The sequence below is a fragment of the Bradyrhizobium sp. STM 3562 genome (assembly GCF_045571435.1).
Classification (GTDB): domain Bacteria; phylum Pseudomonadota; class Alphaproteobacteria; order Rhizobiales; family Xanthobacteraceae; genus Bradyrhizobium.
The window spans coordinates 793,181-815,312 of sequence record NZ_CP120694.1 but is presented as its reverse complement, the minus strand read 5'-3'; the positions used below and the strand labels follow the sequence as shown (position 1 = coordinate 815,312).

At 63.3% G+C, this 22,132-nt stretch carries 23 protein-coding genes; 7 read left to right on the top strand and 16 right to left on the bottom strand.

Annotation, left to right across the window (positions count from 1 at the left end):
* Positions 1-63: 63 nt before the first annotated feature.
* The 8 genes from P6U23_RS03800 to hisE all read right to left on the bottom strand — a co-directional run bounded on the left by P6U23_RS03800 (position 64) and on the right by hisE (position 5,784).
* Entirely contained in the window at positions 64-837 is a 774-nt protein-coding gene (locus P6U23_RS03800) for a thioesterase family protein (RefSeq protein WP_407178266.1), read from the bottom strand.
* A 43-nt stretch (positions 838-880) separates the two neighbouring features.
* Positions 881-1,156, bottom strand: a complete 276-nt coding sequence (gene minE / locus P6U23_RS03795; protein ID WP_024505942.1) for a cell division topological specificity factor MinE — start codon at positions 1,154-1,156, stop codon at positions 881-883.
* Positions 1,153-1,968: a septum site-determining protein MinD gene (gene minD / locus P6U23_RS03790; RefSeq protein ID WP_407178265.1), complete on the bottom strand. Its 816-nt coding sequence runs from the start codon at positions 1,966-1,968 to the stop codon at positions 1,153-1,155. The genes minE and minD overlap by 4 nt, the downstream gene beginning before the upstream one ends.
* A gap of 26 nt (positions 1,969-1,994) precedes the next feature.
* Positions 1,995-2,687, bottom strand: coding sequence for a septum site-determining protein MinC (minC, locus tag P6U23_RS03785; RefSeq protein WP_407178264.1), 693 nt, complete (start codon positions 2,685-2,687; stop codon positions 1,995-1,997).
* Between the two features lie 123 nt (positions 2,688-2,810).
* Entirely contained in the window at positions 2,811-3,779 is a 969-nt protein-coding gene (locus tag P6U23_RS03780) for an NAD(P)H-dependent flavin oxidoreductase (RefSeq protein ID WP_407178263.1), read from the bottom strand.
* Positions 3,780-3,992: 213 nt separating this feature from the next.
* Positions 3,993-4,493 carry a hypothetical protein gene (locus tag P6U23_RS03775; protein WP_407178262.1) on the bottom strand — a complete coding sequence of 167 codons (501 nt, stop codon included), beginning with the start codon at positions 4,491-4,493 and terminating at the stop codon, positions 3,993-3,995.
* Positions 4,494-4,625: 132 nt separating this feature from the next.
* Complete coding sequence (locus P6U23_RS03770; protein WP_407178261.1) at positions 4,626-5,225, bottom strand: YqaA family protein; 600 nt, start codon at positions 5,223-5,225, stop codon at positions 4,626-4,628.
* A gap of 157 nt (positions 5,226-5,382) precedes the next feature.
* The gene (gene hisE, locus P6U23_RS03765) at positions 5,383-5,784 is read right to left on the bottom strand and encodes a phosphoribosyl-ATP diphosphatase (protein WP_407178260.1); all 402 of its coding nucleotides are present in this window, start codon (positions 5,782-5,784) and stop codon (positions 5,383-5,385) included.
* Between hisE and P6U23_RS03760 the strand changes: the two genes are divergently transcribed.
* From P6U23_RS03760 to P6U23_RS03735, 6 genes are all read left to right on the top strand, one after another.
* Positions 5,783-5,953, top strand: a complete 171-nt coding sequence (locus P6U23_RS03760; protein WP_407178259.1) for a hypothetical protein — start codon at positions 5,783-5,785, stop codon at positions 5,951-5,953. The genes hisE and P6U23_RS03760 overlap by 2 nt on opposite strands.
* Before the next feature lie 273 nt (positions 5,954-6,226).
* On the top strand, positions 6,227-7,240 hold the full coding sequence (locus P6U23_RS03755; protein ID WP_407178258.1) for an ABC transporter substrate-binding protein: 1,014 nt from the start codon (positions 6,227-6,229) through the stop codon (positions 7,238-7,240).
* A gap of 76 nt (positions 7,241-7,316) precedes the next feature.
* A complete protein-coding gene (locus P6U23_RS03750; RefSeq protein WP_407178257.1) occupies positions 7,317-9,101 on the top strand; it encodes a glucan ABC transporter ATP-binding protein/ permease in 1,785 nt (594 codons plus the stop codon).
* A gap of 195 nt (positions 9,102-9,296) precedes the next feature.
* The gene (locus P6U23_RS03745) at positions 9,297-10,808 is read left to right on the top strand and encodes a serine hydrolase (protein ID WP_407178256.1); all 1,512 of its coding nucleotides are present in this window, start codon (positions 9,297-9,299) and stop codon (positions 10,806-10,808) included.
* A 190-nt stretch (positions 10,809-10,998) separates the two neighbouring features.
* Complete coding sequence (locus tag P6U23_RS03740) at positions 10,999-12,687, top strand: long-chain fatty acid--CoA ligase (protein ID WP_407178255.1); 1,689 nt, start codon at positions 10,999-11,001, stop codon at positions 12,685-12,687.
* 232 nt (positions 12,688-12,919) lie between these two features.
* Complete coding sequence (locus P6U23_RS03735; RefSeq protein ID WP_407178254.1) at positions 12,920-13,405, top strand: peroxiredoxin; 486 nt, start codon at positions 12,920-12,922, stop codon at positions 13,403-13,405.
* A 139-nt stretch (positions 13,406-13,544) separates the two neighbouring features.
* Here the strand turns inward: P6U23_RS03735 and rnhA are convergent, their stop codons facing one another.
* The 3 genes from rnhA to ispH are packed head-to-tail and all read right to left on the bottom strand — an operon-like array spanning position 13,545 to position 15,954.
* Positions 13,545-14,009: a ribonuclease HI gene (gene rnhA, locus P6U23_RS03730; RefSeq protein WP_407178253.1), complete on the bottom strand. Its 465-nt coding sequence runs from the start codon at positions 14,007-14,009 to the stop codon at positions 13,545-13,547.
* The gene (locus P6U23_RS03725) at positions 14,006-14,986 is read right to left on the bottom strand and encodes a homoserine kinase (RefSeq protein ID WP_407178252.1); all 981 of its coding nucleotides are present in this window, start codon (positions 14,984-14,986) and stop codon (positions 14,006-14,008) included. Before P6U23_RS03725 ends, rnhA begins: the two co-directional genes overlap by 4 nt.
* A 5-nt stretch (positions 14,987-14,991) precedes the next feature.
* Positions 14,992-15,954: a 4-hydroxy-3-methylbut-2-enyl diphosphate reductase gene (gene ispH / locus P6U23_RS03720; RefSeq protein ID WP_407178251.1), complete on the bottom strand. Its 963-nt coding sequence runs from the start codon at positions 15,952-15,954 to the stop codon at positions 14,992-14,994.
* A gap of 304 nt (positions 15,955-16,258) precedes the next feature.
* Here ispH and P6U23_RS03715 point away from each other — a divergent pair, with 304 nt between their 5' ends.
* Complete coding sequence (locus tag P6U23_RS03715; RefSeq protein ID WP_407178250.1) at positions 16,259-16,954, top strand: DUF1013 domain-containing protein; 696 nt, start codon at positions 16,259-16,261, stop codon at positions 16,952-16,954.
* A 333-nt stretch (positions 16,955-17,287) separates the two neighbouring features.
* Here P6U23_RS03715 and P6U23_RS03710 read toward each other — a convergent pair whose 3' ends face one another.
* From P6U23_RS03710 to P6U23_RS03690, 5 genes are all read right to left on the bottom strand, one after another.
* Positions 17,288-18,016: an OmpW/AlkL family protein gene (locus tag P6U23_RS03710; protein ID WP_407178249.1), complete on the bottom strand. Its 729-nt coding sequence runs from the start codon at positions 18,014-18,016 to the stop codon at positions 17,288-17,290.
* 223 nt (positions 18,017-18,239) lie between these two features.
* Positions 18,240-18,446 (bottom strand): DUF6494 family protein, encoded by a 207-nt coding sequence (locus P6U23_RS03705; RefSeq protein WP_024505925.1) that lies wholly within the window; start codon positions 18,444-18,446, stop codon positions 18,240-18,242.
* A gap of 163 nt (positions 18,447-18,609) precedes the next feature.
* A complete protein-coding gene (locus tag P6U23_RS03700; protein WP_407178248.1) occupies positions 18,610-18,876 on the bottom strand; it encodes a hypothetical protein in 267 nt (88 codons plus the stop codon).
* A 167-nt stretch (positions 18,877-19,043) separates the two neighbouring features.
* The gene (locus P6U23_RS03695) at positions 19,044-20,954 is read right to left on the bottom strand and encodes a propionyl-CoA synthetase (protein ID WP_407178247.1); all 1,911 of its coding nucleotides are present in this window, start codon (positions 20,952-20,954) and stop codon (positions 19,044-19,046) included.
* A 296-nt stretch (positions 20,955-21,250) separates the two neighbouring features.
* On the bottom strand, positions 21,251-22,012 hold the full coding sequence (locus P6U23_RS03690; RefSeq protein ID WP_407178246.1) for a hypothetical protein: 762 nt from the start codon (positions 22,010-22,012) through the stop codon (positions 21,251-21,253).
* Positions 22,013-22,132: the final 120 nt, after the last annotated feature.

The following is a 22,132-nucleotide window of genomic DNA, read 5'->3' as shown; positions in this document are numbered from 1 at the left end:
GCCTGTCATCGGGCGGCGCTTTGCGCCGACCCGGTGGCGGGGTATGACGGAGAATGTGGTGTGCTACCGCTTCTCGATCACCAGGCTCTGCACGGCACGGCCGAAATAGCCCTGCTCGTCGGCGAGGCGGGCCATGGCGAGACCGGCGCCGTCGGGACCGATCCAGGATTCGCCATCGAGCAGGATCCACTCGCCGACTGGCTGCCGCGCCATGCTGACAGTGAGGTCGGCGTTGAGAAAGGTCCATTCGCGAAAATCGAGCACGCTCGAGGTGCCGTTGGCGAAATCGGCGGCGGCGACCGCGCGCACGGCCTGCGACACCGAGAAACCTTCGACCAGCGGCCGGTCGACGCGGTACCAGATCGCCGCCTTCCCCGGCACGCCGAACCGGCCGCGCGCGGCGCGCAGCGACATGCCGGTTACGAACGGGCTGCTGGAGAATCGCGCGGGATCTTCCGGCGACTCGGCCGGCCCCGGGAGTTCGACCTTGGCCTCTCCAAGATCAGGCGGCAACGGCTGCGGCTGCGCCTTGATCTTGAGCACGGTCGCGGCCACCACAAGCGTGTCCTCCGCCAGCAGCCTGACCGCGCAAAGCTGGATCTTGCGGCCCTCGCGCAACACATCCGTTTGCAGCGTCAAGGGCGACAACGGCACCGGCCGCATCAAATCGATGGTCACGCGCGCAACGCGCATCTCGACGGGCGCAGCAGTCCGCTCGGCCGCCCACACCGCGAGCGAGGCGGGCGCCGAGCCGTGCTGCATGCGCGGATTCCAGGGACCGGCGGCATGGGGACTGACGAGGACGCGATTGCCTTCGACGCGATAGATGGCTTCCATCGATCAGGCCGCCATCACAAATCTGGCCACGTCAGGCGCGCGCTCAGCTCGCCGCGCGCAACGGCTCGTTCGGCAGTTCGATATCCACTTCCAGCGTCGAGACATGTTTTCCTTTTTCCATCCGAACCACGACCTTGTCCGGATCGAGCGTAACATGCCGCGAGACCACCGCGAGAATTTCTTCGCGCAGGCGCACCAACAGATCGGGCTGACCGACCAGGCCGCGTTCATGCGCAAGCAGGATCTGCAGCCGCTCACGCGCCACCGCTGCGGTCGAAGAGTTGCGGCTGGAAAACAACCGCAGGAAACCCATGCTCATGCAGCCCTCCGTCGTAGCAGAAGCTTCATCAGACCCTTGCGCTCGGCCGGCACCTTCATGGTGACCGTCTCGCCCAACAGCCGCTTGGTCGCATCCATGTAGGCCCGCGCCGCGCTGGTCGACGGGCCGTTCAGGACAACGGGGCAGCCGACATTGGATGCGCGCAAGACGTCCTGGCTCTCGGGGATGATGCCGAGCAGCGGGGTGGCCAAGATTTCCAGCACATCCTCGATCGCAAGCATTTCGCCGCGCGCGGCGCGGGCCGCATCGAAGCGGGTGATCAGGATGTGCTTGGTCACCCGCTCGCCCTTCTCGGCCTTCACGGTCTTGGAATCGAGCATGCCGATGATGCGGTCGGAATCGCGCACCGACGACACCTCGGGATTGGTGACGATGACCGCCTCGTCCGCATAGCGCATGGCAAGGGTGGCGCCGCGCTCGATGCCGGCCGGACTGTCGCAGATCACCCAGTCGAAGCTTTGCCGAAGTTCGTCGATCACCCGCCCCACGCCTTCGTCGGTGAGCGCGTCCTTGTCCCGCGTTTGCGACGCGGGCAGCAGCCAGAGATTCTCCAGCCGCTTGTCACGGATCAGCGCCTGACTGAGTTTTGCGACCCCCTGCACGACATTGATGAGATCGAAGACCACCCGCCGCTCGGCCCCCAGCACGAGGTCGAGGTTGCGCAGGCCGACGTCGAAATCCACCACGACGACCTTCTGCCCGCTCTGCGCAAGCGCGGCGCCGATCGCCGCCGTGGACGTGGTCTTTCCGACGCCGCCCTTGCCCGACGTCACCACAAGCACTTTGGCCATTGCCAACCTCCTTTTACTGTCAGTCATCAAGTAAGCGGCGTGATCCGCATGACCCCGCCGTCAAGCCAGGCCTGCGCAGGACGGTTGCGCAAGGCCTCGTCCAATTCTTCCGCGGTCTGGTAGTAGCCATCGATCGCCAGCAGCTCGGCCTCGATCCTCTGGCAAAAGATGCGCGCGTGAGGATTGCCGTTGACGCCCGCCATGGCGCGGCCGCGCAGCGTCCCATAGACATGGATGGAGCCGCCGGCCACGAGCTCGGCGCCCGACCCGACCGATCCGAGCACGGTAATGTCGCCTTCCGGAAATACGACCGATTGACCGGAGCGGACCGGGCTGTCGAGCAGCAGCGAAGCCACCTGCGGCCTCACTTCAGGCTTCTCCGGCTCGACCTGCGCGATCTCGCAGACCCGGCCGCCGCTCAGGACCGGCGGCATGGTCGGCGACAGCAGCGACGGATCGACCCCCTCGATGCCGAGAATACGGATATTCTTCTTTTCCAAGCTGACGATGAGATGGGCGATCGCGGAACGGCTGAGCTCCACGGCGGAGAGGTCCAGCACCACCGGCTTGCCGACGAAGAAGCCGGGCGAGCGGGACAGCGTCGCGTCGAGCTCGGTGAGCCAGTCGACGATCGGGACGACCGGCGTGAAAACAAATGCCAGATAGGAGCGGCCTCGCAGGCGAACCGGCTGGGTTACGGGCTCCGCAATAGCGTCCATGACTGTCGACTCGCCATCCTTAGTGAATGGTTAAGAATCGACCCGTCATGGTTAATGAACATTTAAGATTCGGCGGATCCCATAAGGCGGAATTGTGAAAAAAGCTCGGCCGCCCACCCACCCTTAAAGTGGCGGATCGACCGCCTCGTCGTATTCCTTCTTGAAGCGCGCGATCAACTCGGCGGCGGGAACGATCTTGCCGATCGAGCCGACGCCTTGGCCCGATCCCCAGATCTCCTTCCAGGCCTTTGGCTTCGCCCGCTCGCCGGAGGCATCGGTGCCAAAGCTCATCTTGGAGGGGTCGGAAGTCGGCAGGTTTTCCGGATCCATACCGGCGGCCACGATCGACGGCTTCAGGTAATTGCCGTGCACGCCGGTGAACAGGTTGGAATAGACGATGTCTTCGGCGCCCGAGCTGGTGATCATCTCCTTGTAGCGATCCACCGCATTGGCCTCCTCGGTGGCGATGAAGGCCGAGCCGATATAGGCGAAGTCGGCGCCGAGAATGCGCGCGGCGCGAATGGCCTTGCCGGTGGCGATCGCCCCTGAGAGCGCAATCGGCCCGTCGAACCACTGCCGCGTCTCGGCGACGAAGGCAAAGGGCGAAATGGTGCCGGCATGACCGCCGGCGCCCGCCGCGACCAGGATCAGCCCGTCGGCGCCCTTCTCGATCGCCTTGCGGGCAAATTTCTGGTTGATCACGTCGTGGAAGACGATGCCGCCCCAGCCATGCACCGCCTGATTGAGCTCCTCGCGCGCGCCGAGCGAGGAGATGATCATCGGCACCTTGTGCTTCTCGCAAAGCGCAAGGTCATGCTCGAGCCGGTTGTTGGATTTGTGGACGATCTGGTTGACCGCGAACGGCGCCGAGGGCGCGTCCGGATGCGCCCGATCGTACGCCGCGAGTTCCTCCTTGATGCGTGCGAGCCACTCGTCGAGCTGCGCGGCAGGCCGCGCATTCAGCGCGGGAAACGAGCCGACCACGCCGGCCTTGCACTGCGCGATCACGAGATCGGGCACGGAAATGATGAACAGCGGCGAACCGATCACGGGAATCGAGAGGCGGCCCTTGAACAAGGCGGGCATGGACATGCGCGAAAGATCCTTTTGCTTATTCCGGGACACGGGATGTCTTTCCACTGTAAAGATGCCAGACATCATGCCAACAGCGCAACTGCCGAAGAGCGGTAATCGGAGCGTCGTCATCTGTATTCAGGCGATGGAGCAGCGCCCTCCGTCCAACTCGCCCCGCACGTGAGAAGGAGAAGACGCTCGCTCAGGGCAACCAGCGCACCAGAGAACGACCTACTGGCAAAGCGCGCTCGTCACGTAACCATCGGTGCGGCAGTCGTCGGGTTTGCGGGTGCGGCCCGGGATCAGGACCTTGGCTGAACAGGTCTGCGCGGCATCGGTGCTCAGGCTCTTGCCTTCCTTAAATCCCTTGGCCTGGCAGAGCTTGTCGGCGCCGAGCTTGCAATCCGGCGTGCCATTGGCCGCAACAGGGCAGACCACGCGCCCCGAGACCATCGAGCCGGGACCTGTGAAGCGCGACAGCACATCGCCTGCGCCTTTGGCGACGTCTTTGGCGCGGGCATTCAGATCATTGATGGTCTCGCTGGGGCTCTTGATGTTCGGCACGACCTTGTCGAACAGCTTGCCCATCTCGTCGATCAGGCCGGGATTCTCTTTAGGCATCGGCGGCGCCGGCTCGCTCTGCGGCTGCGGAGAGATCGTCGGAGCGCCCGGCTCCTGCAGGCCGAGGCCCGGCTGCGCCGGCGCATTCTGCGAACGGGCCGGACCGCCCATGCTCAGCATCGACAAGACGACAATGGCGCCCAAGCTTCTCAAATGCAGCGCCCAAAACGGCCAGAACCAGCAATCATTGCGCCGACCGTAACCGAAAGCCGGCACACCGGCAAAGCGATCGGCGGCCGCCTTTTAGAGCAGCCAATAGACAATGACGAAGCCGAGCACCAGCACCGCGGCGCCCAGCAGCACCCAGAAGGTGAGATGCTTTTCGATCCTGACCCGGATCCAGTCGCCATAGCGATTGAGCAGCACCGCGGCGACGAAGAAGCGTCCACCGCGGGCGATGATCGAGCACACCACGAACAGCCAGATGTTGAAGCCGGCAAAGCCCGAAGTGATGGTCACGAGCTTGTAGGGGATCGGGGTCAGGCCCTTGCCGATGATGATCAAGGCGCCCCATTCCGCGTAGGATGCGCGGAAGGCTTCGACCTTGTCGGAGAGGTGATAGAACTCGATCAGCCAATGACCGAGCGAGTCGTAAAGCAGTGCGCCGATGGCATAGCCGAGCATGCCGCCGAGCACCGAGGCCGCGGTACAGACCGACGCATAGAGCCAGGCGCGCTGCGGCCGCGCCAGCGACATCGGGATCAGCATCACATCCGGCGGCACCGGAAAGAAGGAACTTTCCGCGAAGGCCACGCTCGCCATGATCCACAGCGCATAGGGCTTGTGCGCGGCGTCGATACACCAGTCATAGATACGTCTGAGCATGGTGCGATGAACCACCATGGGACGAATTTGTCCATGGCAAGATGGAAGAATTTGATCGTGACACTGGCGCGTGACGCGGACCCGAAAGGCCGCGTCAGCGCAAGGTGGATGCCGGTTTTCGCAAAAAGATCATGCTCGATCAAAACGCTAGAGCACGATGACGGTTTATCGCGCTCTAATGCCGCTTGCGCAGATTGCGGCCTTCCAGCGCGACGATCGGCCGCCTCGTGACCCTGGGCGACACCGGCTTGGGCAGTTTGAGCGGCGATTTCGGCATCTTCTCGGCAATGCCGAGCAGATTTTCGCGTCGTTCCATCTCCCGCCAGACGTCGGCGGGCCGGACGCCCGCCGCCGCCCACAGCACGGCGAGATTATAGAGCAGATCGGCGCTTTCGCGGATCACAGCCTCCGCGTCGCCGTGAATGGAATCGATCGCGACCTCGATGGCCTCCTCGGCCACTTTCTTGGCCATCTTGGACGGGCCGCGCTGAAACAGCCGCGCGGTGCGCGACCTCGCGGGGTCCAGATGCTTGGCGGCGAGCACCGCCTGATAGAGCCGTTCGATCGAATCGCTCATGGCACACAAGATAGTCGAAAGCGATGGCCGGCGTGTTAACGCGGAGCATCAAGAAGCATTAAAAGACAGAAAAATCCGCCAGCCGCATGAACTGCAACCGGCGGATCACGAAGGGGAGGAAGCCGTTTTACCCGCGGATATCCGCTTCCTGCTTTTACGCCTGGTTTGATGCGGGCAAAACCGTACAAGTACGGTCACCGTATTCGACCGGACCATGACAAGATCATCGCGATGGCGACGGGTTCCCGCGCGGCCGCGCCGCCGCCAAGCGGCCAATTGCGAAAACGTGACATCGCCTGCTCATGAAGCGTTCACATTCGGTGCGGCAGAATGCTGTCCTCGCGTTCTTCTCGACACTGCCGTCGGCCTCTCCGGTGTAAACAACATGGGCACGAGCCGAACAGACGCATTTCACGGCTTTCTAGGCCTGCTGATGGGTCTCATGACCCTCGCCTCCACAGGCCTGATCACGGCCCATGCAGCCGAGCAAGCCGCCGAGGACAAAAAGCCGCAGACCTCCGTTCAGCTTAGCTTCGACCGTCCGCTCGATGCCAGCATGGCACCTTTCGTCGCAGCCTCAAGCGGCGGTTTGTTTAGCGCGGAAGACCTTGCCGTCAGCTTCAATTTTGCGAGCGCCTCGCCGGAGGCGATCGCGCGTGTGGCTTCAGGGAGCAGCGAGTTCGCGCTGGTCGACATCAACGAACTCATTCGCTTCCACGGCAAGGCCGACGCGCCGCCGATCAAGGCGGTGTTCGTGCTGTTCAACCAGGCGCCCTACGCGATCGTCGCGCGCAAAAGCCGCGGCATTCGCACGCTCGCCGACGTCGAGGGCAAGACGCTCGGAACGGCCGAAACCGACTTGTCGTTCCATCTGTGGCCGGCGCTCGCGCGCCAGAACGGCATCAGGCCGGCCAACGTGAAAGTGTACCGGATGAGCGCGGCGGTGCGCGAGCCGATCCTCTCCGCGGGACAAGTCGATGCGGTGGCCGGCTTCTCCTATCTCTCCGCCGTCAACCTGCGCGACCGCGGCGTTCCCGCAACCGACCTCGCCGTGCTGCGCTATGCCGACTATGGCTGCGACGCCTATGGTTTCGCCATCATCGTCAACCCGGCCTTCGCGGCGACCAGGCCCGATGCGGTCAAAGCCTTTGTGCGCGCGGTAATCGGTGGCATCCACCTCACTATCAACGAGCCGGAGCGCGCCGTGGACGAGGTCGTCGCCCGCATGGATGGCGGCCAGCGCGACCTCGAACTTGAGCGGCTGCGCACCGTGATCGCCGACAACATCCTGACCACCGAGGTCAAACGCAATGGCATCGGCGGCATCGACGCGGCGCGCTTCGAACGGGCAATCGACCAAATTGGCGAGGATTTTAAGTTTCGCAGACGGCCTTCGGCAGCGGACGTCTTCGACGACAGCTTTCTGCCGCCGGCCCGCATCCGATTGATCAATTGAGCTACCGCTACCATGCAATCCTTGATTAGAATGCGAGCACGGCCCTTTTCCGGGCAGGCTTTCGAATCTTGACGGCATGTCTCTGTTTCGCCTTTACACCCGCGTGCTCGAACTGCTCGGCAAGGAGACGCGGCTCGCCATCATCCTGGCCGTGGCCAATCTGATCCTTGCGGCGGCGCAGTTCGCCGAACCGGTGCTGTTCGGCCGCATCGTCGACGTGCTCTCAAGCACAACGGCTCAATCCGCATGGCCTCTGCTGGGAGCCTGGGTGGCATTCGGGCTGTTCACGATGACCGCAGGCGCGGCGGTGGCCTTGCATGCCGACCGCCTCGCGCATCGCCAGCGCCAGGCGGTGCTATCAAGCTATTTCGAACATATTCTGCAGTTGCCGCTGACCTTCCATACCGGCACCCATTCTGGCCGGTTGATGAAGGTCATGGTCAACGGCACCGATGCGCTGTGGCGGCTGTGGCTCGGCTTCTTCCGCGAGCATTTTGCCGCCATCCTCTCGGTGATCGTGCTGTTGCCGCTGTCGCTGGTCGTCAACTGGCGGCTTGCCATTCTTCTGTTCCTGCTCTGCATCGTCTTCACGGCGATCACCACCTTCGTGGTGCGCAAGACCTACGGCATGCAGAGCCAGGTCGAGGAGCACTATAGCGACCTCTCGGCGCGCGCCTCCGATGCCATCGGCAACATCGCGCTGGTGCAAAGCTTCGTGCGGGTCGAGGCCGAGGTGCAGGGCCTGCGCTTCCTCGCCGACAATTTGCTGTCGGCGCAGATGCCGGTGCTGTCGTGGTGGGCGCTGGTCACCATCATCACCAAGGCCTCCACCACCCTCACCGTGCTGGCGATCTTCACGCTCGGCATCGCGCTGCACCAACAGGGTCTCACCTCCGTCGGCGAGATCGTGATGTTCGTTTCCTTCGCCACCATCCTGATCCAGAAGCTCGAGCAGGTGGTCGCCTTCATCAACAATTTGTTCATGGAGGCGCCCAAGCTGCAGGAATTCTTCAAGGTGCTGGACCAGGTGCCGGCGGTGCACGACCGCGCCGACGCGATCGATGTCGGGCGGCTTGCAGGCCTCGTCGAATTCCATGACGTCACGTTTTCCTACGACGGCAAGCGATCGGCCGTTGCGGACCTTTCATTCAGCGCGCTGCCCGGCCAGACCATCGCGCTGGTCGGCCCGACCGGCGCCGGCAAATCCACCGCGATCGCGCTATTGCATCGTGCGTTCGATCCGCAATCCGGCTTCATCAAGATCGACGGCATGGACGTGCGCGGGTTGAAGCTGGCGGCGCTGCGACGAAACATCGGCGTGGTGTTCCAGGAGGCGCTGCTGTTCAATCGCTCGATCGCCGACAACTTGCGTGTCGGCAGGCCGGATGCGACCGAGGAGGACCTGCGCAAGGCGGCCGCACGCGCCCAGGCGCTGGAGTTCATCGAGCGGGCCGGGCACGGCTTCGACACCAATGTCGGCGAGCGCGGACGGCTGCTGTCCGGCGGCGAGCGGCAGCGGCTGTCGATCGCACGGGCCCTGCTGAAAGACCCGCCGATCCTGATCCTGGACGAGGCGACATCCGCGCTCGACGCGGTAACCGAGGCCAAGGTCAACGCCGCTCTCGATGAAGTGATGAAGGGCCGCACCACCTTCGTGATCGCGCACCGGCTCTCCACGATCCGCCATGCCACACGCATTCTCCTGTTCGAAAACGGACGCGTGATCGAAAGCGGAACTTTCGATGAACTTGTCGCGAAAGGCGGCCGTTTTGCGGAACTCGCGCGGGCGCAATTCATGCTGCAGGGCGCACAGCCCGGCACACAAAAACCCGAAAGCGACGCGGCCGCTGTGCAGGCTTAAGTCGTTGGCCGAAATTCGGCCCGCTTCGGCGTTGAATTAGTCGCCCTAGCCTCTGTTCTGGACGGCCGAGCCGGTATAGGTTTGCATCGCTGTGCCCGCCGGCGCCGGACACGCTTGAAACCCGAACGTCACATCCGGGACCTTCTCTTCTCCTCAAGGATTCAAGAGCGGGTCTCAAAGGACCGGAATCGGATAGTGCCTCTTCTTCGCACCTCGCTCTTTCGTATTTGGCTTCGCAAGGCATCGCTGAGCGGCATCCTCCTCGCGGCCGTGCTCGCGTTGATCGCGCCGCGGCTCGCCTACGCCGAAGCGCATCTGCTGATCGAGGCCGATACCGGAAAGGTGCTGGAGGCCGAGAACGCGACGATGCCGTGGTACCCGGCCTCCGTCACCAAGATCATGACGGCTTATGTCACGCTGAAGGCGGTCAAGGACGGCAAGATCACGCTCGATACGCTGCTGACGGTGTCGCCGACGGCAGCCTCGCAATCGCCGTCGAAAATGGGCTTCAGGCCGGGCACCCAGGTCACCGTCGACAACGCGCTGAAGATGATGCTGGTGAAGTCGGCGAACGACATGGCCGTCGTTCTCGCCGAGGGCGTGGGCGGCTCGATCGACGATTTCTGCGCAATGATGAACGAGGCCGCGCGAAAACTTGGCATGACGCAGACGAGCTACGTCAACCCGAACGGCTTGCCCGCCGATGGCCAGATCACCTCGGCGCGCGACCTCGGAATCCTGGCGCGCGCGTTCCTGCACGACCTGCCGGAATACGAATATTTCGTGCACATTCCGGCGATCCGCTTCGGCCACAGGATCACACAAAATTTCAATAAGCTGATCGGCCGCTATCCCGGCGCCGACGGCTTCAAGACCGGATTCATCTGTGCCTCCGGCTATAATCTCGTGGCCTCCGCGACACGCAACGGCAAGCGGTTGATCGCGGTGGTGCTGGGCGCCTCCTCGGGCCAGATGCGCGCGGTGCGCGCCGCGCAGATGCTGGAGCGCGGCTTTGCCTCCAACTCGCTCGCCTGGCTGCGCCCCTCGCTCGGCAAGGTCGAGGACCTCGTGCCGGTGGACACCTCGCCGCCCAACCTGCGCGACGAAATGTGCAGCGGCAAGCGTCACAAGCCGGCCAGCGACGAGGACGACACGGTCGCGAGCAACAGCGCAGCGCCCGGCAGCGGCGACTCCAACCTGATGTTCTATACTTCGGGGCTGCAGCAGCAGCAGGTCGCCAACGTGGCGGCTTTGATAGCCGCACCAGCCGACGCGACAGAGCCGGTTGTGGTCTACACTGGCCCGACCCGGAGCGGCGCGGACCTGATCGCCGCCGTGGCGGCCGACGCCGACAGCCAGAATCCCAAGCACGCGGTCAAGGGCAACGGCGGCAAGAACAAGAAGTCGCGGGTCGCGGCGACCAAGCCGGATGCCGCCGTTGAACCAAAGGCCGACGCCAAGGCCACCGGCAAGGATTCCAAGTCCACAGGCAAGGACGCGAAGACCGAACCGAAGACGGCCACGAAACCCGCCGCCATCAAGCACGCAAACGCCAAGCCCGCATCCGACAAGCCTGCGGCGAACGACGGCAGCACGGCGGCCAAGCCGGCCAAGCCGAAATCGGTGGCGGCCAAGCCCAAGGCGGTAACGGGCGAATCGAAACCCGCGCCGAAGGGCTCCTCGTCCGACGGCAAGCCGGCGAGCTGAGCGCTCTCCGGCGCGGCTGCGACAGCGTGTGCGCCCGGCCGCGCAAGGGCTTAAATCAAGGCATCAAGCGAAAATCCGCGTAAGTTCCCCGGCGGCTTGCCATGGGCTCCGCCATGGCCCAATACTGCGCTAAAACGGGCGCTCCGCGTCGAAGATGCCGGAGTGAGCCTATCAATCAGAAGGGAAGGCCATGGAGCGGATCTGGCTCAAGCAATACCCACCCGGCGTGCCCGCCGATATCGACCCCAGCCAGTACGCCTCACTGGTCGATCTCCTGGAAGAAAGCTTTGCGAAGTTCGCGGACCGCAGGGCCTTCATCTGCATGGACAAGTCGATCAGCTACCGCGATCTCGACGAGATGTCGGCCTCGCTCGCCGCCTATTTGCAGAGCAAGGGCCTGGCCAAGGGCGCCCGTGTCGCGCTCATGATGCCCAACGTGCTGCAATATCCAGTTGCGATCGCGGCCGTGCTGCGCGCCGGCTTCGCCGTCGTCAACGTCAATCCGCTCTACACCCCGCGCGAGCTCGAGCACCAGCTCAAGGATTCCGGCGCCGAAGCCATCATCGTGCTGGAGAATTTCGCGCGCACGGTGCAGCAGGTGCTGCCGCAGACGGAGGTCAAGCACGTGATCGTCGCCAGCATGGGCGACCTGCTCGGCTTCAAGGGCGTCATCGTCAACCTGGTGGTGCGGCGGGTGAAGAAGATGGTGCCGGCCTTTTCGATTCCGGCGGCCGTCCCTTTCAACGATGCGCTCGCCGCGGGGCGCAACCTGCCCTTCTCCAAAGCCAAGATCGGCCCCGACGACGTCGCCTTCCTGCAATATACCGGCGGCACGACGGGCGTTTCGAAGGGAGCGACACTGCTCCACCGCAACGTCGTCGCCAATGTGCTGCAGAACGATGCGTGGCTGCAGCCGGCGCTTAGCCGGCCGCCGCAGATCGAGCAGCTCCTCGTCGTCTGCGCGCTGCCGCTCTACCACATCTTCGCGCTGACAGCCTGCTATCTCCTGGCATTGCGCGCCGGCGGCGCCAATCTGCTCATTCCCAATCCGCGCGATATCGGCGGCTTCATCAAGGAGTTGATGAAGTACCAGGTCAACAGCTTCCCGGCCGTGAACACGCTCTATAACGGGCTGATGCACCATCCCGATTTCGCCAAGGTCGATTTCTCCAAGCTGAAGATCTCGAACGGCGGCGGCATGGCGGTGCAACGCCCGGTGGCCGAGCAGTGGAAGAAGATCACCGGCTGTCCAATTGCCGAAGGCTACGGCCTGTCGGAGACTTCGCCGACGCTCACCTGCAATCCGGCGACGGCGACCGAGTTCAACGGCTCGATCGGCATTCCCGTGCCTTCGACCTCTATCTCGATCCGCGACGATGATGGCAACGAGGTGCCACTTGGGCAGGCGGGCGAAATCTGCGCCAGGGGACCGCAGGTGATGTCGGGCTACTGGAACCGGCCGGACGAGACCGCCAAGGTGATGACCGCGGACGGCTATTTCCGCACCGGCGATATCGGCGTGATGGGGCCCGACGGCTTCGTCAAGATCGTCGACCGCAAGAAGGACATGATCCTGGTCTCGGGCTTCAACGTCTATCCGAACGAGATCGAGGAAGTGATCGCCAGCCACCCGGGCGTTCTGGAATGCGCGGTGATCGGCATCCCCGACGAGAAATCGGGCGAGGCGGTGAAGGCTTTCGTGGTGAAGAAGGACCCGAACGTCACTGCGGAGGACATCGTCGAGTTCTGCCACTCGCAACTGACGAACTACAAGGTGCCCAAGCACATCGAGTTCAGGACCAATCTGCCCAAGACCAACGTCGGCAAGATCCTGCGCCGGCAGTTGCGCGAGGAGAAGAGCGCGGCTGCGGCGGCGTGAGTGCCGCCCTTTATTCCGTTATTCCGGGGCGGGCGCCAACGGGTCCGCGCGAACGCGGCCCGATGACAGGCTCCGCACCGAACCCGGAAACTCGCGCCACAACATCTAGATTCCGGGTTCGCTCGCTTTGCGAGCGCCCCGGAATGACGGAGCCCGAGTCACGCGCCCGAAGTGATTTCCTCATCGCCCAAAATACATTAAAACTCCGCCGCCCCAAGAAGGAGAGATGACGATGACCATTCAAGTTGGCGACAAGTTGCCGCAAGCCCAATTCCGCGTCATGACGGCGGACGGCATCCAGGTCAAAACCACCGACGATGTTTTCAAGGGCAAGAAGGTGGCCCTGTTCGCGGTGCCCGGCGCCTACACCGGCACCTGCCACAAGATGCACCTGCCGAGCATTTTCCTGAACGCCTATGCGATCAAGAACAAGGGCGTCGATGCCATCGCCATCGTCTCCGTCAACGACGCCTTCGTCATGAATGCCTGGAAGCGCGACACCGACCAGCGCGATGAAGCCGTCTTCCTCGCCGACGGCAACGCCGATTTCACCAAGGCCATCGGCATGGAGCTCGATGCCTCCGCCAACGGGCTGGGCATCCGCTCCAAGCGTTATTCCATGCTGGTCGAAGACGGCGTGGTGAAGAAGCTCAACCTCGAACCCGCCCCCGGCAAGGTCGAAGTCTCCGGCGGCGACACGCTGCTGGCGCAACTGTAAGCGCGAACGAGGCCTGCGACCTCAAGGGACGTCATGCCCGGGCTTGACCCGGGCATCCACGTCTTGCCTCCGAGTTGCATCAAAGGCGCGGATGGCCGGGACAAGCCCGGCCCTGACGGACGTAGCGCGAACACCGCGCCTACTCCCTCACCCGCTGCTGCATGCGCGCCATGGCGATGCCGTCGCGGGCGAGTTGGTCGGCGCGCTCGTTCTCGTCGTGGCCGGCATGGCCCTTGACCCAGTGCCAGTGCACCTGATGCGGCTTGAGCGCGGCATCGAGCCGCTGCCATAGCTCGACGTTCTTAACGGGTTTCTTGTCTGCGGTACGCCAGCCGTTGCGCTTCCAGCCATGGATCCAGCCGGTGATGCCTTGGCGCACATATTGGCTGTCGGTGTAGAGCTCGACCTCGCAGGGTTTTTTCAAAGCCTCCAGCGCCGAGATCGCCGCCATCAGCTCCATGCGATTGTTGGTGGTGTGGAGCTCGCCGCCTTTCAACTCCTTCTCGACTTCGCCGAACCGCAGGATCGCGCCCCAGCCGCCCGGCCCCGGGTTACCGGAGCAGGCGCCGTCGGTATAGACGGTGACCTTGGGCAGCACGCTCACGCCACCAGCCCCGCCGCGAGTCCGTAATCGCGCACGCTATTCACGCTCTGATGGAAGCGCAGCTTGCGGACATATTCGAGCGGATCCTTGGGCTTGACCAGCGCGCCGGGCGGCACGTTCAGCCAGTCGACCAGCCGCGTCAAAAGAAAGCGGATCGCCGCCCCCCGCGCGAGCAGCGGCAACGCGTCCTGCTCGGCATCGGTCAACTTGCGCTCGCGGCCATAGGCCGACAGGAAGGCGCGCGCCTTGGTGACGTTGAAGGAATGATCGGCCTCGAAGCACCAGGCGTTCAGGCAGATCGCCACGTCATAGGCGAGGATGTCGTTGCAAGCGAAGGTGAAATCGATGATGCCGGAGAGCTGATCGCCAAGGAAGAAGGCGTTGTCCGGAAACAGGTCGGCGTGAATGACGCCTTCTGGTAGATTGCTCGGCCACACGCCGCTGTCGAGAAAATCGAGCTCGGCGGAGAGGAAGTCGCGCAGGCCGGGCTGCACCTCGTCGGCGCGCGCCTTGGCCGCATCGAACAGCGGCCGCCAGCCCGCGACCGACAGCGCATTCGCCCGGGATATCGCAAAATCGCGGCCCGCCAGATGCATTTTCGCGAGCGCCTGGCCGACGCCGGCGCAATGGCTCGCGTTCGGCTTGCGCGGCCAGATGCCTTCCAGAAAGGTGATGATCGCCGCAGGCCTGCCCGCGAGTTCGCTGAGCGCCTCGCCGCCTCTGTTCGTCACCGGCTGCGGGCAATTGATGCCGTGGGCGGCGAGATGCGTCATCAGGCCGAGAAAGAACGGCAGGTCACCTCGCGCGACGCGCTTTTCATAGAGCGTCAGGATGAACGAGCCCTTGGAGGTGTGCAGCAGGAAGTTGGAATTCTCCACGCCCTCGGCGATCCCCTTATAGGACAGGAGATCGCCGAGATCGTATTGGCTCAAGAATCCGGCAAGCTCGTCGGCGGCGACGTCGGTATAGACCGCCATGTGGTTTACGCCGCGTCGGGCCGCACCGAACGCGGCAGCGGAAAGAATTCGTTTTCTTCCGCGGCCGACACCGTCTCCACGTGCAATTGGTAGCGCTCGGCGAAGGCGTCCATGATCTCCTCGACGATAACCTCCGGCGCGGAGGCGCCCGCGGTGATTCCGAGGCTCTTGATGCCGTCAAAACGCTTCCAGTCGATATCGCTGGCGCGCTGGGCCAGGACCGCAATCGGGCAGCCCTCGCGTTCGGCGACCTCGCGCAGGCGCTGCGAGTTCGACGAATTGGGCGCGCCGACCACGATCAGTGCATCCACGACCGGCGCCACCTTCTTCACCGCAAGCTGGCGATTGGTGGTGGCGTAGCAGATGTCTTCCTTGTGCGGCCCGGAAATGTTCGGGAAACGCCCCTTGAGGATCGCGACGATATCGGCGGTGTCGTCGATCGAGAGCGTGGTCTGGGTCACGAAGGCGAGATTGTCGGGGTCCTTCGGGGTGAAAGTCTGGGCATCTTCAGCGGTCTCGATCAGGGTCACCGCGCCCGGCGGCAACTGGCCGAGCGTGCCGACCACCTCCGGATGATGGGAGTGGCCGATCAGAAGGATCTCGCGGCCGCGCTTGAAGTGGATCGCCGCCTCGCGGTGCACCTTGGTGACCAGCGGGCAGGTGGCGTCCAACGAAAAGAAATTGCGCTCCTGCGCCTCGGCGGGAACCGATTTCGGCACGCCATGGGCCGAAAACACCACAGGTGCATTGGTATTGTCGGGGATTTCAGCGAGTTCCTCGACGAAAATGGCGCCCTTCTTCTTGAGGCCGTCCACGACGTATTTGTTGTGAACGATCTCGTGGCGCACATAGACCGGGGCGCCGTAGATGGTCAGGGCCCGTTCCACGGTATCAATCGCCCGTACGACTCCGGCGCAGAAGCCCCGTGGCGAGCAAAGCACGATTTTCAGGTCTGGTTTGGCTGGCATGGGAGCGATCTCGGGACCGAATCACCCCTCACCGGCGGGCCAGGGACGGTCGACACGGCCTACGACTTGGGACTGCTTTCGGGCGCTGTCAAGGCAATTTGTCACGGTTGATCCGGAAAAATGGGTAGCGGTTTTTGGAAAAGATCTTGCGCAATCAAAAAGCTAGCCGCGAGGACGCGTCCTAGCGCTTGGCCCATTGCGCCATGGGGCCGATCGGCCCTATATAGGGGATAATTCCCGTCATCGTTGATGACCACCGGCTTCGCCTGCGCAACAGGTGGGCGAAGCACAAAGGAGATTTGCCATGAGCAACGCCCCTCTGATGCCCAAGGCGACTGCTGTCTGGTTGCTCGATAATACCGCGTTGACCTTCGACCAGGTCGCCGATTTCACCAAGATGCACCCCCTGGAAGTGCGCGCCATTGCCGACGGCGACGCCGCCCAGGGCATCAAGGGCATGGACCCGATTTCCAATGGCCAGTTGACCCGCGAGGAGATCGAAAAGGGCGAGAGGGACCCGAACTACCGCCTGAAACTGCAGGAAAGCAAGGTGGTCCTGCCGCCCCAGGCCAAGCGCAAGGGCCCCCGTTACACGCCGGTGTCGCGCCGCCATGAGCGGCCGAGCGCGATCCTCTGGCTGGTCCGCAACCACCCCGAGCTGAAGGACGCGCAGATCATGCGTCTGGTCGGCACCACCAAGAGCACGATCCAGAGCGTGCGTGACCGCACCCATTGGAATGCCTCGACCCTGACCCCGATGGACCCGGTCACGCTCGGCCTGTGCTCGCAGCTCGAGCTCGATTTCGAGGTGCAGCGCGCCGCCAAGGAGAAGCCGGCGGATGCGGCTTATGCCGGCGCCACCCTGCTGCCAGCCTCCGAGACGACCCGCAAGGAGCCGGAGTTCGAGGGCGCCGAGAAGAAGAGCGACGATCTCAACGTCGATGCGGTGTTCGCCAAGTTGAAGACGCTGGGCGGCAAGAAGCAGGACGAGGAAGAGTAAGGGGCAATCAGCCGTACTTTTTGCGGTCATGCCCCCGCACGGCGAGGCATCCAATACACCGCGGCCTCTCGGCTCGATCACTGGCCTCTCTGGAATAGTGGATCACCCGCCTTCGCGGGTGATGACAGGCCAAACAAAACCGCGCTCCTATTCCCATAGAGCGCGGCTTTGGAAACCGGCCTCGTCCTTCCCGGGCATCCCGGCGATGCCCCCGGGGCCGTTCTTTGGAGCGCGCCATCCGCGCTCCAACCTTTGTTTTGAGCATGATCTCGGCGCAAGCGCTTCGCGTTTGTTAGCTAAGGGAAAGCCGCACGCAGTTTTCCGGATCATGCTTTAGAACTTGTAAGTCACGCCGCCAGCCACCAGCCACGGATCGATATTCGCACGACCCGAGACGGGGATGGCGCCGCTAACCGTCGCCGAGTAATTCGGCTGCAGGAACAGCTTTTTGACGTCGAAGTTCAGGCCCCAATGGCGGTCGAACATATAGTCGAAGCCGACCTGCACGGCCGCACCGAAGGCGTTGCTGATGTGGAATTGGGTCACCGCGAGTCCGTTCCACGGCACGTTCGCTGCGGTCTGGCTGAAGAACCAGGTATAGTTCACGCCGGCGCCGATATAGGGCTTGAACGGCCCCAGATCCGTGAAGTGATACTGCAACGTAAGCGTCGGCGGCAGCAGCCAGGACTTGCCGACATCCAGCCCCTGCAAGCTCCCGGTGCCGGTGACGTGGTGCTTGGTCGCGCCGAGGATGAGTTCGGCCGCGATGTTCTTGGTGAAGAAGTAGCTGATGTCGAGTTCCGGCACGACCGCATCGCTGATCGAAAGGCCGGAGCTGGGCGATGACAGCGTGGGCACGCCGAGCACATGGACGTTACTGCCCGATGCATCGGGAATCACCCCAAGCGCACGAACGCGAATCATCCAGGGATTCCAGGGCTCAACAATCGGCGGCGCCTTCTTATAGACCGGCAGGTCGGCAGCCTGCGCCGTCAGCCCCGCCCCGGTGAGCGCCCCGGCAATGACCAGCAGCGACGACGCGCCCAGCATTATTCTCTTCATTTCAGTCCCCATAAGCCGTGTCGGCGCAGGATTTGCGCGACACGGTTTCAGAGCAGGTCTGGGGGGTTGAAGGATTTGATCTCAGTCAAACGGCGCCGCAATGCGCCGCGATGTTGCAGGCCCGCAACAACACGTGCCAGTGCGAATGAGTGGCGTTCGAAATGCGATAGGAAGCCACCACTCTGTCATGCCCCGCCTTTGCGGGGCACGGCAGAGCGTGTCACTAGCCCAGCTCAATCTCCTCGGAGATCTCGTGAGTGAGATTGATGCCGCCGAGCGTCAACACCATTTTGGCCGGCAGCTTTTCATGACCTTTGAGGCGACCGCTCGCGATGGCTTCGCGCACCGCCTTTTCCATCTCGCGCTGCGAGGTGATGCCGACCTTTTTCAGAAATCTGCGTAAGCTCTCGTTGAAGACGTCTTCGTTCATGAAGGCCTCCCGCGTCGGTTACGATGAGATCATGATCCAGAACCCATGATCTCATCTGTTTGTTTGAGAGCATGATCTCCGCGCAAACGCTTCGCGTTTGCTAGCTAAGAGAAAGCCAGTCTCCACTTTGCGCTGACGCGCCCTTCCGGGTCCGGATCATGCTCTAATTCGGATGATTCATCATCCATTCGCCGAGATCGCGCTGCTTCTTGTCGGCGCGCGTGATCGCATTGCTGCGCTGGACGTCGCGGTCCTTTCGGCAGCCGACATATTGCGGCGAACCGGCGGGGCCGCCATTGGCCCGGCAATAGGTGTCATCGTCCTCGCTGAGGCCCGCCGACATCGGTGCATCATAACGCGAAGCACAGGCGCTGAGCGAGAGGGCGATGAGAGTGAGGGCGATCACACATCCGGACTTCTTTAGTCGCATACAAATTCCCTGTCTTTGGCCTGCCCTCAGTAGCGCAGATTGGGGAATTTGTAAGTCCCTCCGTCATTCCGGGGCGCGCGCTCGCGCGCGAACCCGGAATCTCGAGATTGCGGCGCGAGATTCCGGGTTCGTCGCTGGAGCGACGCGCCGGAATGACGCAGCGAAAATCACACCCTGCCCTTTAGCGCAGCGCCGATTTCGTCGAGCACCTTGGGCTCCTCGATGGTGGCCGGCATCGTCCAGGGTTCGCCGTCGGCGATCTTCTTGATGGTGCCGCGCAGGATTTTGCCTGAACGCGTCTTCGGCAGACGACCCACCGTGATGGCGAGCTTGAATGCCGCCACCGGCCCCAGCTTCTCGCGCACCAGGGCCACGATCTCCTTTTCGATCTCATCCGGCGCGCGCGTCACGCCCGCTTTCAGCACCAGAAAACCGCACGGCACCTCGCCCTTGATGGCGTCCTTGATGCCGAGCACGGCGCATTCGGCGACATCGGGGTGAGAGGCCAGAATCTCCTCCATGCCGCCGGTCGACAGTCTGTGGCCGGCGACATTGATGATGTCGTCGGTGCGGCCCATCACCCAGACATAGCCGTCCTCGTCCTTGAAGCCGGCATCGGAGGTTTTGTAGTAGCCGGGAAATTCGGACAGATAAGAGTCCTTGAAACGCGCATCCTGCTGCCACAGCGTCGGCAGGCAGGCCGGCGGCATCGGCAGCTTGATCACGATGGAGCCCATGGTGCCCGCGGGCACAGGCTTGGACGCTTCGTCCACGACGTCGACCTGATAACCCGGCATCGGCACAGTCGGCGAGCCATGCTTCACTGGCAGCATACCCAGGCCGACCGGATTGCCGGCGATGCACCAGCCGGTTTCCGTTTGCCACCAATGATCGATCACGGGCACCTTCAGTTGCGCCTCCGCCCACTCGACGGTCGGCGGATCGGCGCGCTCGCCGGCAAGGAAGAGCGTGCGGAAGCGCGTCAGGTCATATTGCTTGATCAGCCTGCCCTCGGGATCCTCCTTCTTGATGGCCCGAAAGGCCGTCGGCGCGGTGAAGAAGGCAACCGCCTTGTGCTCGCTGATCACGCGCCAGAATGCGCCGGCATCCGGCGTGCCGACCGGCTTGCCCTCATACATGATCGAGGTCGCACCGTGGAATAGCGGGCCATAGACGATGTAGGAATGGCCGACCACCCAGCCGATATCGGAGCCGCACCACCAGACTTCGCCGGGATTGACGCCATAAAGGTTGAACATCGACCATTTCACCGCGACCAGATGCCCGCCATTGTCGCGCACCACACCCTTCGGCACGCCGGTCGTGCCTGATGTGTAGAGGATGTAGAGCGGATCGGTCGCAAGCACGGGAACACAAGGCGCAGACTTGCCCGCAAGAAGCGCCTTGCGGCGCAGGCTGGCCCAATCATAGTCGCGACCGGCCGTGAGATCGCAGGTCGACTGCGGCCGCTGCAGGATGATGCAGGCTTCCGGCTGCGCGGATGCGATCTTGATCGCCTCATCCAGAAGCGGCTTGTATTGCACGATGCGGCCAAGCTCGACGCCGCAGCTTGCCGAGAAGATCAGCTTTGGTCTGGCATCGTCGATGCGGGTCGCCAGCTCTTTGGCCGCAAAGCCGCCGAACACGACACTGTGCACTGCACCGATGCGGGCGCAGGCCAGCATCGCCACCACCGCTTCCGGCACCATCGGCATATAAAGGATGACGCGGTCGCCTTTGGCGACGCCGAAATCGGACATCACCGCGGCGAGCGTCTGCACCTCCTTGAGGAGCTCGGCATAGGTAAATCTGGTGATGGAATTGGTGAGCGGGGAATCATGGATCAACGCCGCCTGATCGGCACGTCCATGCGCGACGTGACGGTCGAGCGCGTTGTAGCAGGTATTGACCACCGCGCCCGCGAACCAGCGGCCATAGGTGCCCACAGTGGGATCAAAGATCTTCTTCGCGGGCTCGATCCAGTCGATATCCTGTGCCGCTTCCGCCCAAAACGCTTCCGGATCGGCAAGCGAGCGGGCATAGACCTCGTGATAGCGGCTCTTTCCCTGAACGTTCATGACGTCTTCCTCCCGGCCTCTCCTTTCGTCATGGCCGGGCTTGTCCCGGCCATCCACGCCTTTGCCAAGAAGCAAGAAAGGCGTGGATGCCCCGGTCAAGCCCGTGACGCATGCGCAGGCTTGGCGATTTTGCGGGCATTGTCACGCGGCGAGCGAACAATTCAAGTCGAAAAGGAATGCTCCGTTCGGCTAACGGCGGAAATGTCCGCGCGTCACTCGGTCCAGTTGGACTTGCAGGGCGAGCGTCCACTTCTCGCGTAACCAGAGCTGAGCGACATGCGCGGACCAAGCTTGCGTTACCGCTCGATCGCGAGCAAATGATCCAGCCGCTCCCGCAACGCCCTCTGCAGGTCGTAACCGGGACGGCCGAAGGCCATATTGCGCTGTGCGATAAAGTCCGCCTGCTGCCGCTGTAGCTCGCGGGCCGCGCGCGGGTTCTCGGCCGATGCCTCGCGCACCAGCTTGCTGTTCAAGGCATCGATCTGCCGATCAAGATCGGCGAGATCGGGACTGGCGCAGATCGCCCTTTCAACGGGACGGTGGGCGCTTCGGCAATTGAAGCTCGGCTTGCCCGCGACCGCCATCTGCGCCCCCAAACGCTCCAGCTCCCGGGCCAGCCGCTTGTAATTGGCTCTTGCCGCAGGGTGATCCGGATTGAGCTTGAGCGCGGCGGCGAAATCGGAGACGGCCTTGGGCCGGTCGCCCTTTTTCCACCACAGCTCGCCGCGGACATTGAAAATATCGGCCAGCGTCGGATCGAGCTGGAGCACGGCGTCGTAGTCGGCGATCGCGCGATCGGTCTGATCCTTGCGCGCAAACACCTCACCGCGCGCGATCAGGGCCTTGAGACGGTCGGCCTTCGCGGTCTTGTCGTTGTCGATCAGGGCGCCGCAGGCGACCATGATCCTGTCCTCGTCATGTCCGCTTATCGCCGCCAGGCAAGGCGCCGGATCGACCGGCGGCACTTTCTCCGCTTCCGTTCCTGTCGCAAGCGCGGTCCGGAACCCGGCAGCGCACGGCAGCGCGACAAGCGCCGCAATCAGGATCCAAGCTCTCATCCCAAGCCGCATCGAATCGTCCGCGAATGCGATATTGTCGAGCCAGGCCGCTCGACGGCAGCGCCATTATACATGCGAATTTTGATGTAGATTGCCGCGTCGCTGCTGCAAGGTCGCAGA